Source organism: Mycobacterium sp., from assembly GCF_029961025.1.
In the GTDB taxonomy this organism is placed as follows: Bacteria; Actinomycetota; Actinomycetes; order Mycobacteriales; family Mycobacteriaceae; genus Mycobacterium.
Genome location: NZ_JASBVP010000004.1, coordinates 196,871 through 208,943 on the forward strand (window position 1 = coordinate 196,871; position 12,073 = coordinate 208,943).

Genomic DNA, 12,073 nt, shown 5'->3' on the forward strand with positions numbered 1-12,073 from the left:
TGGTGTCGGTGGGCATCGTCGCGGTCAAACGGGTACAACTGAAGAATTACGACGCACACGGCAACTGCCGGTATTTTGGAGATGCCATGCCTCGCGCCATCCATGTTTTCCGCTCACCCGACCGGTTCGTGGCCGGGACGGTCGGTGAGCCCGGAAATCGGACGTTTTACCTGCAGGCGGTGCACGAGTCCCGGGTGGTCTCGGTGGTGCTGGAAAAACAGCAGGTCGCGGTGCTTGCCGAGCGCATCGGCGCGCTGTTGTATGAGGTGCACCGCAGGTTCGGCACCCCGTTACCGCCGGAGACCACCGAGGTCGAGGATCTCAGCCCGCTGATCACCCCGCTCGACGCCGAGTTCCGTGTCGGGACCATGGGGCTCGGCTGGGATTCGGAGGCCCAAACCGTGGTGGTCGAACTTTTGGCCGCCACCGACCGCGAGTTCGACGCGTCGGTGGTGCTCGACGACACCGAGGAGGGGCCCGATGCGGTGCGGGTGTTTTTGACACCGGAGTCGGCGCGGCAGTTCGCGACTCGCTCCTACCGTGTCATCGCGGCGGGCCGCCCACCGTGTCCGTTATGCGACGAACCGCTGGACCCCGAGGGACACATCTGCGCACGCACCAACGGCTACCGGCGCAGCGCGTTGCTCGGGTCTGACGATGACATCGGGGCCTGACGATCGTGAGGTACTGCGGCGCGGCGAGCTGACGGTGCTCGGACGCATACGCTCGGCGAGTAATGCCACGTTTTTGTGCGAGTCGAGGCTGGGTGAACACCGGGTGCATTGCGTCTACAAACCGATCTCAGGTGAGCAGCCGCTGTGGGATTTCCCCGACGGGACCCTGGCCGGGCGGGAACTGGGCGCCTACCTGGTGTCCACCCAGCTGGGGTGGAATGTCGTGCCCTGCACCATCATCCGTGACGGACCTGCCGGGGCCGGGATGCTGCAGCTGTGGGTGGAGCAACCCGGTGACGCAGCGGACTGCCCCAGCGACCCCGGATGTGACCTGGTCGACGTGTTTCCCGCCGGCCAACTGCCCTCGGGCTATCTTCCGGTTCTGCGCGGCTATGACTACTCCGGAAAGGAGGTCACGCTGGGCCACGCCGACGATATCCGGCTGCGGCGGATGGCGGTGTTCGACGTGCTGGTCAACAACGCCGACCGCAAGGGCGGCCACATCCTGCTCGGTGCCGACGGGCACGTGTACGGGATCGACCACGGGGTGTGTCTGCATGCCGAGGAGAAGTTGCGCACGGTGCTGTGGGGGTGGGCCGGCCGGCCGATCGACGCCGAGACGCTGCAGGCGGTCGCCGGGCTCGCCGACGCGCTTGGTGGCCCGCTCGCCGACGCGCTGAGCGGCGCGATCACCCTCCGGGAGATCGCGGCGTTGCGCCGGCGGGTGCACCGGCTGCTGGACCACCCGGTGATGCCGTGCCCCAACCGGCACCGGCCCATTCCCTGGCCGGCTTTCTAACGCGTTTTGCCTCCGGACATTCCCGGCGGGGGTGACCGGTGGCGTCCGGCACGCGGAGTTGACGGTGGTGCGCGGCCCGAGTGGCCGCCTCGGCAATACTGGGTCGGGTGAGCCCGGCCCCCCACCACGTCACGGATGCGGCTTTGGCCGCGGACCTGGCCGAAGACGCGGGAAAGCTGCTGTTGGCGGTGCGCGAGGAGATCGGGTTCGAGGATCCGTGGGCACTCGGCGACGCCGGCGACCAGAGGGCAAACACGCTGCTGTTGCGCCGGCTGCGCACCGAACGACCCGGCGACGCGGTGCTCAGCGAGGAAGCCCATGACGATCTGACCCGGTTGACCGCGGACCGGGTCTGGATTATCGACCCGGTGGACGGCACCCGCGAGTTCTCCACGCCGGGACGCGCCGACTGGGCCGTCCATGTGGCGTTGTGGCGGCGCAACGGCGGCCCGAACGGGGCCATCACCGACGCGGCGGTGGCCCTGCCCGCGGCCGGGGAGCTGTACCGCACCGATACGGTCACCGCCAACCTGACTCCCCACCCCGGGCCGATCCGGGTCACCGCCAGCTCCAGTCGACCGCCCGCGGTGCTGGATCGGCTGCGCGACCGGCTGGATGTGCAGATAGTGCGGATCGGCTCGGCCGGGGCGAAAGCCATGGCCGTGGTCCGCGGGGACGCGGATGCCTACGTCCATGCCGGGGGCCAATGGGAGTGGGATTCGGCCGCTCCGGCGGGTGTGGTGCTGGCGGCCGGCCTGCACGCCTCCAGGTTGGACGGGTCCGAGCTGGTCTACAACCGGCCCGATCCGTATGTGCCCGACCTGCTGATGTGCCGCCCCGAGTTGGTCGACGTGCTACTCGGCGCCATCGGGTCGGCCGGTTAGAACCGATTGCCGGGCACCGGCTTTCACCCGCAGAAAACGCCCTTCCCGGTTCCGCACGGCCGGTGTCGGCGCCGCAGCGGGGCCACACCTTAGAGTCGATGCTATGCACTCGTGGCCGGCGGCACCCGTCCCGACCCTGCCGGGGCGGGGCCCGGAGCTCCGGCTGTATGACACAGCCGACCGCCAGGTGCGCCCGGTGGCGCCCGGTCGCACCGCCACCATGTACGTCTGCGGGATCACCCCGTATGACGCCACCCATTTGGGGCACGCCGCCACGTATCTGGCGTTTGACCTGGTGCACCGGCTGTGGCTGGATCTCGGTCACCGGGTGCACTACGTGCAGAACATCACCGACGTCGACGATCCGCTGTTCGATCGCGCCGAGCGCGACGGCGTGGACTGGCGTGAGCTCGCGGCGCGTGAGGTCGAGCGGTTTCGCGAGGACATGGCGGCGCTGCGGGTGCTGCCACCCCACGACTACGTCGCGGCGACCGAGGCCGTCGGGGAAGTCATCGAGGCGGTGGAAAAGATGCTCGCCTCCGGGGCGGCGTACGTCGTCGACGGCGAATACCCCGACGTCTACTTCCGGGCCGACGCCACCCCGCAGTTCGGCTATGAATCGGGCTACGACCGGGAGACCATGCTGCGGCTGTGCGCACAGCGCGGTGGGGATCCGCAGCGACCGGGCAAGGCCGATGAGCTCGATGCCCTGATGTGGCGGGCGGCCCGGCCGGGGGAGCCGAGTTGGCCGTCGCCGTTCGGCCCCGGCCGGCCGGGCTGGCATGTTGAATGCGCGGCGATCGCGCTCAGCCGCATCGGCACCGGCCTGGACGTGCAGGGCGGGGGCGCGGACCTGATCTTTCCGCATCACGAGTTCACCGCCGCGCATGCCGAATCCGTCAGTGGGGAGCGGCGATTCGCCCGCCACTACGTGCATTCCGGGATGATCGGCTGGGACGGCCATAAGATGTCCAAGAGCCGCGGCAACCTGGTCTTCGTGTCGACGCTGCGCCGTGCGGGCGTCGAACCGGCGGCCATCCGGTTGGGTCTGCTCGCCGGGCACTATCGTGCCGATCGGTTCTGGGACGCACGGCTGCTCGACGAGGCGGTTGCGCGGCTGCATCGGTGGCGCAGCGCGACCGCGATGCCCTGCGGTCCGGATGCCACCGACACCATCGCCCGGGTCCGGCGCTACCTGGCCGACGACCTAGACACCCCCAAAGCGTTTGCCGCCCTCGATGGTTGGGCCACCGATGCTCTCGAGTACGGTGGCCGGGACAGCACCGCGCCGGCGGCGGTTGCGGCCGTTATCGACGCCCTGCTGGGGGTGGACCTGCAATCGCCGCGGCGGTAGGTTTCCGCCATGGGTTCGCTGAGCGGCAAGGTCGTTTTCATCACCGGCAGCGCCGGGGGGATCGGCGCGGAGGTGGCGCGTCGACTGCATGCCAGGGGAGCCAAGCTGGCGCTTTCCGATTTGGACGAGGAGCAGCTCAACACGCTGGCCGGCGAGCTGGGTGACGAGTGGGTGCTGACCATGGTCGCCGACGTGCGCGACCTGTCGGCGATGCAAGCCGCCGCGGATCAGGCCGTCGAGCGCTTCGGGGGGATCGACGTCGTGATGGCCAACGCCGGGATCGTCAGCTATGGGTCGGTGCTGCAGGTCGATCCGGAGGCGTTCGCACGGCTCCTCGACGTCAACGTGCTCGGTGTGTATCACACGGTTCGGGCCGCTTTGCCATCGGTGATCCAGCGGCGCGGCTATGTCCTGATCGTCTCCTCGCTGGCCGCCTATGCCGCCGCACCGGGCCTGGCACCGTACAACGCCTCGAAGGCGGCGGTCGAGCAGTTCGCCAACGCGTTGCGGCTGGAGGTCGCGCATTTGGGTGTTGACGTCGGCTCAGCGCACATGTCGTGGATTGACACCCCGATGGTGCGAGACAGCAAAGCCGATCTGTCCACCTTCACCGAGATGCTTACGAAACTGCCCTACCCGCTGAACCGCACCACATCGGTGCAGAAATGCGCCCGGGTCTTCGTCAAGGGCATCGAGGGGCGCAAGCGCCGCATCAACAGTCCGGGCTGGGTGGGGCTGGTGCGCTGGCTGCGGCCGGTGCTGTCGACCCCCCTGGGCGAGGCCCCGGTCCGGCGGTTCGTGCCCGATCTGCTGCCGCGCATGGACGCCGAAGTCGCCGCGCTCGGCCGCTCAACCAGTGCCCACACCGAGGGACTGGAAGCCTCGTAGCGGACGCTGCTCGTCTTCGGGCAGGAGTCGCCCACGGCGGCAAGTGTCATCGTTTCTCGGGCGTTTCTCGGGCTCCGTAGGAGGCACCGATGTGTCTTGCGGGCGCTTTTTCAGGATCGGTGCCGCTATCCGTCCCTCGGCACCCACTGGATTAGCATGACGCGGGTTGGACGGCGGGTGCGGGGGTGAAACGGTGGGATCGGGCATGTGGGGTTTGCTGACGATCATCACTTTGTGTTTAACGGTGGTGTTGGCCGCTGTCGGATCGAGCTACGTGCAGCGGTTGCGCACCCGAACACCCCTGCCGATCAGCGAGCAGGTCGACAGCGCCTTTGCGGTAGTCAAAAAAGTGCGCAAGGGCCAACCCCTATCAGAAGACGAGCTGGTTTATGCGAGGCAAATCGTTGCCGACCGCAGCTCGCCAATGGCGTTCTGCCTTCCCGGTGCTTTGTTCATGCTGGGATGCTTTTATGTGTTCGGCAGCCTCTACCATTTGCATGGGGCGGCACCTTCGGAGCGGACCTTTCTCGGGGTTATCCCGATGCTGGCCGCGGTGAACCTGACCCTTCGAATGATCGGCAATGCCCGCTTGAAAAAGCGTCTGACGAACACCTTGTCGCCGTCGGGCGTATCGCAAGCTAATTGATATTCGGCCGCACCTTTTACCTGCATCCAGCGAGACGCTATGCCCGAGAACGAATCCGAAGAAGGTGACCCGTGTGAGCCCTCGTTCAACCGGCAGGACCGTGCTAGCACACGCCTGGATGCCGTTGGTGACCGTCATCGCGGTCGGCCTGGGAGTGCTGGGCATGTGGAAGGTGCATCAGCTCTCTGCGCCCGGTCAATCCCAAACGGCTCACCTACGAGGTGTTCGGCTCCGCGGGCTCCGGTGGGACGCTCGTCTACATCGACATCGACGGCCACCCGCATCAGGTCGAGGTCACGACATTGCCGTGGTCGCACACGGAGACGACCATGCTCACGGTGGTGTCCGGCAGCGTCTCGGTGCACGTCCGCGGCGAGCGGGTCGGCTGCCGGATATTGGTCGATGAGGTCGTCCGCGACGAGCATTGGACGAAGCATCCGGACGCGGACGTCGAGTGCCGGGTCAAATCCGCATGAGTGAGCACCGAGCGGAGCGACGCAACCGCCCTGTCATCCCGGCAATGGTCCGCGTGCTCGCGATCCCGATCATCGTCTTCTGGGGTCTGCTCGCCGTGGCGACCAACACCTTCATGCCCAAGGTGGAGGACGTCGCAGCGGAACTGGCCGGGCCGATGATCCCGCACTACGCGCCCTCGCAGCGGTCGTTGCTGGCTATCGGCGCGAAGTTTCACGAGTCGGACTCCACCAGCCTGGCCATGATCGTCTTGGAGGCAAACCGCCCGCTGGTCGTCGCGGATCACTACTACTACGACGATCTGATGCGCCGGCTTGAGCGCGACACCCGGCACGTGCAATACGTGATGGATCTGTGGGGCAAGCCGTTCACCGCGGCCGGGGCGCAAAGCCTGGACGGCAGGTCCGCCTATGTGCTGCTGCGTCTGGCCGGCGACATCGGCCAGATCCAAGCCAACCGGTCGGTGGCCGCGGTCCGCGAGATCGTCGCCAAAGACACCCCGCCACCCGGGCTCAAGGTGTATGTCAGCGGAGCGGCTCCGCTGGCCTCCGACACCGTCGCTATTGCCAATGCCAGCCTGAACAACGTCACGATCGTCACGATCGTGCTCATCGTCGTGATGCTGCTGGTGGTGTACCGCCGGCCGTCCACCCTGCTGGTGCCGCTGCTCGGGGTGCTCATCGAGGTGCAGGTTGCCCGGGGGCTGATCGCGACCCTCGGGCATCTCGGCTACCTCGAGCTCTCCTCATTCGCGGTGAACATCGTGACCGCGCTGACGCTGGGAGCGGGCACCGATTACGGCATCTTTTTAATGGGCCGCTATCACGAGGCGCGCCAGGCCGGGGAAAGCCGGGAGGACGCCTTCTACACCGCCTACCGCGGAATAGCGCCCATCGTCATCGGCTCGGGGCTGACCATCGCCGGGGCGGCTTTCTGCTTGACCTTCGCGCGGCTCAACTACTTCCACACCATGGGACCGGCGGTTGCCATCAGCATGCTGTTCACCATCGCGGAAGCGATGACGCTGGGTCCGGCCATCTTGACCGTAGGCAGCCTGTTCGGAATGTTCGAACCGCGGCAGGCCGCCAAGGCCCGGCTGTACCGCAGAATCGGCGCGAGCGTGGTGCGGTGGCCGGTGCCGATCCTGGTGGCCAGTTCGGCTGCGGTGATGATCGGGGCGATCTTCGTGCCCACCTACCAGCAGAACTACGACGATCGTCAATACCAGCCGCGCAATGCCCCGGCCAATCTGGGTTTCGCCGCAGCCGATCGGCACTTCTCCAAGAGCAAACTCTTCTCCGAGATGCTCATGGTCGAAACCGACCACGACATGCGCAACTCGGCTGATTTCATCACGCTGGACCGGGTCGCCAAAGCCCTCATTCGCCTGCCCGGGGTGGCGATGGTGCAAAGCATCACCCGGCCGCTGGGGCACGCGCTCGAGCATGCCAGCATTCCCTACCTATTCACCACCCAGGGCAGCAACAACGGTCAACAGCTTCCGTTCAATAACGAGCAGAACCTCAATACCGACCGGCAGGCAGATATCCAGGCGCACACTGTCGAAGTGTTGCGCAGAGAGGTCTTTTTCTTCCAACGGATGTCCGATGAGCTGCACAAAACGGTTCTCACCGTCGAGGATCTGCAACGAGTCAGCGAGGAGATGAACGAGGAAGTCTCGAACCTCGACGACTTCTTCCGGCCGATCAAGAGCTATTTCTATTGGGAGAAGCACTGTTTCGACATACCCATCTGCTGGGCGTTCAGATCGGTATTCGACACGCTCGACCACATCGACAAGTTGGCGGAAGACATCAACCACACCAAAGTCTCCCTGGAGGAGATCGACAGGATCTTGCCGCAAATCATTGCCCAGTTAAAAGCCACGGCCGACGACACCGAGGCGCTGCGGGCGAAGTTGGTCAACACCTACGGCGCCGCCGACCTGCAGTCCGTTCAGACCGAGCAGACATTCGACGACCAGATCAACGTCGGCAACGACTTCGACAGATCGCGAAGCGACGACTACTTCTACATCCCGCACGAGGCCTTCGACAATGAAGATCTCAAAACCGGCATGAAGCTGATGATGTCACCCGACGGCAAGGCCGCCCGGCTCATCGTGACCCACGAGGGCGACGCCATGGGTCCGGAAGGGGTGGCGCACGTGGAAAGGTTCCCCGAGGCGATCACCACGATCTTGAAGGAGACCTCGCTGGCCGGCGCGCGGATCTATATCGGCGGCTCGGGATCCAACGACAAGGACATCAGGGAATACGCCGCCGCTGATTTGCTCATCGCCGCGATCGCCGCCTTGGTGCTGATCTTTTTGATCATGATGTACATCACCCGAAGCCTGGTGGCCGCGTTGGTCATTCCCGGCACTGTGGCCTTCTCCTACGCCGGGGCGTTCGGACTGTCCATACTTGTCTGGCAGCACCTCATCGGCCTGCATCTGCACTGGCTGGTGCTGCCGCTGACGTTCATCATCCTGGTGGCGGTCGGGTCGGACTACAACCTGCTGCTGATCGCCCGGGTCAAAGAGGAGATCCATGCCGGGCTGCACACCGGTTTGATTCGGGCGCTTGGAAATACCGGCGGGGTGGTGACATCCGCGGGTCTGGTGTTCGCGTTCACGATGCTGGCGATGCTGACAAGCGATCTGCGAACGATCGGTCAAGTGGGCTCGACCGTCTGCATTGGCCTGCTGTTGGACACGCTGATCGTGCGGTCGTTCGTGGTGCCGTGCATCGTCCGGATCCTGGGGCCGTGGTTCTGGTGGCCGACCCTGGTGCGCACCCGCCCACTGCCGCGGCGGTGACTTTGCTCGGGTGGCACGGACACCGGTCGGCCCTCCGGGCACGCATCGCCCCCGCGGCTACCTCCCGAAGCCGGGACGACGGCGGCGCAGGTGGCGTTCGAACTCCGCGGCCAGCGCGTCGCCGTCGATCTTGCCCAGGGTTTCGTGCATGTCGATTTCGGCATCGCCGCGCTGCTCTAGCGATTGCACGTATTCGGCCAGGTCCTCGTCTTCGGCGGTCATCTCGGTGACCGCGGCCTCCCACTCCTCGGCCTGCGCGGGCAGATCCCCCAGGGGAACCTCGATGTCCAGCACGTCTTCGACACGGCGCAGCAACGCCACCGTCGCTTTCGGGTTCGGCGGCTGCGACACGTAGTGCGGCACCGCCGCCCAGAACGTCACCGCCGGGATACCGGCCGCAACGCAGGCGTCCTGGAACACCCCGACAATACCCGTCGGGCCCATGATCCGGCCGCTAAACGCCGCGGTGGGAATTTGCGGCTCGGTATCTTGGGATTGTCGGCGGCCAGCTCGGCGATCGCGAGCACGGTGAGGACGGTGAGTGGCACCGGCTGACCTACCCAGGACGCCCAGGTGCCGTCGACCTTGCCGATCATGCTGGACTCCACCGAAACCGCCGTGCTGCAAGCGGGTTTGGAGCATTGGGGTGGGCACTGCGTGATCAACTCGGTGAACTGCAGTTCGTGCGGTTCGGCTACGCCGTTTGTGGCGCGGCAATAGCGTGGAACGGAGGCTGGCGGCGTGCGTCCTTAGCGGAAAAGCTGGCGGGGTGCGCCGACTTGAGCGAACTTGTTGCTGGCTGCCTGCTTCGGGGGTGGTCTCGCATCGGCCGTTTGGCCGAGTGGAGTAGGTCGTTCCCACTATGATTCCCGTATGCCCGAGGCCCCCGGTCGCCGCCTGAAGGTGCTCGCGGTTGGGTTGCGCCAGTTGGGAGCTGAATGCGAGACGATCTGCGGTGAGCTGTCCGCGGCCGCAGCGCCGTCGTTTGTGGCGGCTTCGCCCTGGCAGTCCACCGTGGGAAGCGTGACCTTCGCCGCCGCCGCGGCGAGCAAAGACCTGGCAGCGATAGCGCGGCGGGTGGGCGCGCGTGGGGCCGACTACAGTATGGCGGGCATCGCCTACACCGGCACCGAGGACCACAGCGCGGCGCGGTTGCGGGGGTTGGTGAGCTGATGGCCGGTGTGTCGCCGCTGCCCACGGGCTGGCCGACGCTCTCGCAGCTGCGTTCCGCGCAATTTGGTCACCTGGGGCAGTTCGCCGACTGGTGCGAACACCTCGGTGCTGAAGCAGAGAAAGCCTTGGCGCAATTGGCGCAAAAAGTGCGTGCCCCGGGCGGCGTCGAGTGGGAGGGTGCGGCCGGGGACGCGGCGATCACTCAGGCGGAAACCGATGTGGTCATTGCGCGCAAGTTTTTGTGGAGCGTGCCCGATGCGGCCGAGATCGCCCGGCGTGGGCAGGACGTGCTGCAAGCCGGCAAGCAGGAAGCCCTGGAGGCGGTCGCCGACGCCCAGCGCGCCGGCTTTCGGGTCAGCGAAGACTACAGCGTCACCGACACCGGTCGGGCCACCAGCCGCGCGCAGCAGGAGAAACGTCTGGCGGAAGCCGTCGCGCACTCCAATCTCATTCGCCACCGCGTCGGGATGCTGGTCGGCAACGAGCAGCGCGTCAGCGCAGAGCTGAAGGAAGCCACCGCCGCCTGGGGCACCCTGACCTTCGCCCAGTCGCCGACGGCCAAGGTACGAGGGTCAGGCGTAACAGACGGAATTCCGCTGGGATTTCACGACATTCTTCAAGGCCGGATTGTCTGGTGCGTACCTGGTCCGCGGGGTGGGCCCTGGGCTTTTCATTGCGAAATTCTCTATACGGACGGTACCACTGACATGTATTACACCGACGAGGACGAGTCAGGTGGACACCTATGACGATTCCGGCGTACTCGACCACCAACGGTTACGGGAGCAACCGATGACAACGCCGGCTGACGATCCAATTGCACAGCAACGGTTCGCCTTCAGGATGAAGCCCCAATTCGAGCACACCACCGATGGGTGGCGTGCATGGTACCCAGGTTCGGACTGGTCGGTGACTGCGCCGAGTGCAGAGGAAGCGCGACAGAAGTTGGTGGCCGAGGTCAACCGGCGCCGCGAAGCCGGCGAAGACCCGAAGGCCTTCCAGGAGGCCGTCTACCGTAAGCACTTGCAAGAACCCGTTCCTGGGGTTTACGCCATGGACAACGAGCTGTACCGCTATGTGGCGCGAGAAACGGGGTACGACCAAGACGCTCTGCAAGAAGTCTTCGAGGAATCCGAGCGCCGCCGGGCGTTGGGTGCAAGCTTCACCAAGGCCGATTACTTGGCGTGGATGAACCGGAAAAACTGACCGGCAGTCTGGCGGTGTGGATGTACTGCGTTATGTGACTCTTGACGGTGTTCCAGGCGTTTCGGAGTCCTGGTGGTGTGGGTGGTTGGTCGGCTGCTAGGAGGGGGCAGACCAGCCGCTGTTGCCAGACTCCGCATCGGGGCTTGCGGCACGCATCGCCCCCGCGGCTATCTCCCGAAGCCGGGACGACGGCGGCGCAGGTAGCGTTCGAACTCCGCGGCCAGCGCGTCGCCGTCGATCTTGCCCAGGGTTTCGTGCATGTCGATTTCGGCATCGCCGCGCTGCTCTAGCGATTGCACGTATTCGGCCAGGTCCTCGTCTTCGGCGGTCATCTCGGTGACCGCGGCCTCCCACTCCTCGGCCTGCGCGGGCAGATCCCCCAGGGGAACCTCGATGTCCAGCACGTCTTCGACACGGCGCAGCAACGCCACCGTCGCTTTCGGGTTCGGCGGCTGCGACACGTAGTGCGGCACCGCCGCCCAGAACGTCACCGCCGGGATACCGGCCGCAACGCAGGCGTCCTGGAACACCCCGACAATACCCGTCGGGCCCTCATAGCGAGCCTCCTGCAAACCGAAGCGCCGCGCCGACTCGGGGGAGTACGCCGCACCCGTGACCGGAACCGGACGGGTGTGCGGGGTGTCGGCCAGCAGCGCCCCGAGGATCACGACGGTATCGACATTGAGCTTGTCGGCGATGGCCAGCAACTCGGCGCAAAACGTGCGCCACCTCATGTTCGGCTCCACCCCGTGCATCAACACGACGTCGCGGTCGCTGCCCGGCGGGCGGCAGTGCGAAATCCGCATCGACGGCCACACCAGTTCCCTGGTCACGCCGTCGACCTGGCGGATCACCGGGCGATTGACCTGGTAGTCGTAATACGCCTCGTCGTCGATCTCGAGGATCAGGTCGGCTTCCCAGACGGCGTCCAGGTGCTCCAGCGCGTCGCTGGCCGCATCGCCGGCATCATTCCATCCCTCGAACGCCGCCACAGCGACGGTGTGGTGCAGTTCAGGCAGCGCCGCGCTGGCCTCCGGCGGGATCACAGCATCAGCCTACGGCTTCAGCCCGGCGACGATGCGGGACGGGTAACGTCCCGGGGAGGAGCCGGGCCATCACACCCAGCCCGGCGACGATGCGGGACGGGTAACGTC

Annotated in this window: 12 protein-coding genes and 2 pseudogenes; 12 read left to right on the top strand and 2 right to left on the bottom strand. The window is 66.1% G+C overall.

Annotated elements, in window-relative coordinates; all coding sequences use genetic code 11:
- Positions 1-86 precede the first annotated feature (86 nt).
- From QJR12_RS06175 to QJR12_RS06210, 8 genes and pseudogenes are all read left to right on the top strand, one after another.
- Positions 87-674 (top strand): DUF3090 domain-containing protein, encoded by a 588-nt coding sequence (locus tag QJR12_RS06175; protein ID WP_300579986.1) that lies wholly within the window; start codon positions 87-89, stop codon positions 672-674.
- Positions 658-1,473, top strand: a complete 816-nt coding sequence (locus QJR12_RS06180) for an SCO1664 family protein (protein WP_300579881.1) — start codon at positions 658-660, stop codon at positions 1,471-1,473. Before QJR12_RS06175 ends, QJR12_RS06180 begins: the two co-directional genes overlap by 17 nt.
- A 107-nt stretch (positions 1,474-1,580) precedes the next feature.
- Positions 1,581-2,357 (top strand): inositol monophosphatase family protein, encoded by a 777-nt coding sequence (locus QJR12_RS06185; protein ID WP_300579883.1) that lies wholly within the window; start codon positions 1,581-1,583, stop codon positions 2,355-2,357.
- A gap of 103 nt (positions 2,358-2,460) precedes the next feature.
- Positions 2,461-3,711, top strand: a complete 1,251-nt coding sequence (gene mshC / locus QJR12_RS06190; protein ID WP_300579885.1) for a cysteine--1-D-myo-inosityl 2-amino-2-deoxy-alpha-D-glucopyranoside ligase — start codon at positions 2,461-2,463, stop codon at positions 3,709-3,711.
- Between the two features lie 9 nt (positions 3,712-3,720).
- Positions 3,721-4,599: an SDR family oxidoreductase gene (locus QJR12_RS06195; protein ID WP_300579886.1), complete on the top strand. Its 879-nt coding sequence runs from the start codon at positions 3,721-3,723 to the stop codon at positions 4,597-4,599.
- 193 nt (positions 4,600-4,792) lie between these two features.
- Complete coding sequence (locus QJR12_RS06200) at positions 4,793-5,245, top strand: hypothetical protein (protein ID WP_300579887.1); 453 nt, start codon at positions 4,793-4,795, stop codon at positions 5,243-5,245.
- Positions 5,246-5,363: 118 nt separating this feature from the next.
- Positions 5,364-5,721: pseudogene (locus QJR12_RS06205) on the top strand (MmpS family transport accessory protein).
- On the top strand, positions 5,718-8,540 hold the full coding sequence (locus QJR12_RS06210; protein WP_300579888.1) for an RND family transporter: 2,823 nt from the start codon (positions 5,718-5,720) through the stop codon (positions 8,538-8,540). Before QJR12_RS06205 ends, QJR12_RS06210 begins: the two are co-directional and overlap by 4 nt.
- A 57-nt stretch (positions 8,541-8,597) precedes the next feature.
- Here QJR12_RS06210 and QJR12_RS06215 read toward each other — a convergent pair.
- A pseudogene (locus tag QJR12_RS06215) lies at positions 8,598-8,981 on the bottom strand (PAC2 family protein); the annotation flags it as partial.
- Between the two features lie 132 nt (positions 8,982-9,113).
- On the opposite strand from QJR12_RS06215, the gene QJR12_RS06220 reads away from it, so the two are divergent.
- The 4 genes from QJR12_RS06220 (at position 9,114) to QJR12_RS06235 (ending at position 10,919) form a co-directional block, all read left to right on the top strand.
- Positions 9,114-9,260, top strand: a complete 147-nt coding sequence (locus tag QJR12_RS06220) for a dihydropteroate synthase (RefSeq protein WP_300579889.1) — start codon at positions 9,114-9,116, stop codon at positions 9,258-9,260.
- Positions 9,261-9,413: 153 nt separating this feature from the next.
- The gene (locus QJR12_RS06225; protein ID WP_300579891.1) at positions 9,414-9,713 is read left to right on the top strand and encodes a hypothetical protein; all 300 of its coding nucleotides are present in this window, start codon (positions 9,414-9,416) and stop codon (positions 9,711-9,713) included.
- Positions 9,713-10,462 (top strand): hypothetical protein, encoded by a 750-nt coding sequence (locus QJR12_RS06230; protein ID WP_300579893.1) that lies wholly within the window; start codon positions 9,713-9,715, stop codon positions 10,460-10,462. The genes QJR12_RS06225 and QJR12_RS06230 overlap by 1 nt, the downstream gene beginning before the upstream one ends.
- Positions 10,449-10,919, top strand: a complete 471-nt coding sequence (locus QJR12_RS06235) for a hypothetical protein (RefSeq protein ID WP_300579895.1) — start codon at positions 10,449-10,451, stop codon at positions 10,917-10,919. Before QJR12_RS06230 ends, QJR12_RS06235 begins: the two co-directional genes overlap by 14 nt.
- Before the next feature lie 167 nt (positions 10,920-11,086).
- On the opposite strand, the gene QJR12_RS06240 is transcribed toward QJR12_RS06235, so the two are convergent.
- Positions 11,087-11,965 (bottom strand): PAC2 family protein, encoded by an 879-nt coding sequence (locus QJR12_RS06240; RefSeq protein ID WP_300579897.1) that lies wholly within the window; start codon positions 11,963-11,965, stop codon positions 11,087-11,089.
- Between the last annotated feature and the right edge of the window lie 108 nt (positions 11,966-12,073).

Excerpts from the sequence above, each read along its gene's own strand:
- QJR12_RS06230 (WP_300579893.1), top strand. The coding sequence starts at position 9,713 with ATGGCCGGTGTGTCGCCGCTGCCCACGGGCTGGCCGACGCTCTCGCAG.
- mshC (WP_300579885.1), top strand. The coding sequence starts at position 2,461 with ATGCACTCGTGGCCGGCGGCACCCGTCCCGACCCTGCCGGGGCGGGGC.
- QJR12_RS06180 (WP_300579881.1), top strand. The coding sequence starts at position 658 with ATGACATCGGGGCCTGACGATCGTGAGGTACTGCGGCGCGGCGAGCTG.
- QJR12_RS06175 (WP_300579986.1), top strand. The coding sequence starts at position 87 with ATGCCTCGCGCCATCCATGTTTTCCGCTCACCCGACCGGTTCGTGGCC.
- QJR12_RS06225 (WP_300579891.1), top strand. The coding sequence starts at position 9,414 with ATGCCCGAGGCCCCCGGTCGCCGCCTGAAGGTGCTCGCGGTTGGGTTG.
- QJR12_RS06210 (WP_300579888.1), top strand. The coding sequence starts at position 5,718 with ATGAGTGAGCACCGAGCGGAGCGACGCAACCGCCCTGTCATCCCGGCA.
- QJR12_RS06195 (WP_300579886.1), top strand. The coding sequence starts at position 3,721 with ATGGGTTCGCTGAGCGGCAAGGTCGTTTTCATCACCGGCAGCGCCGGG.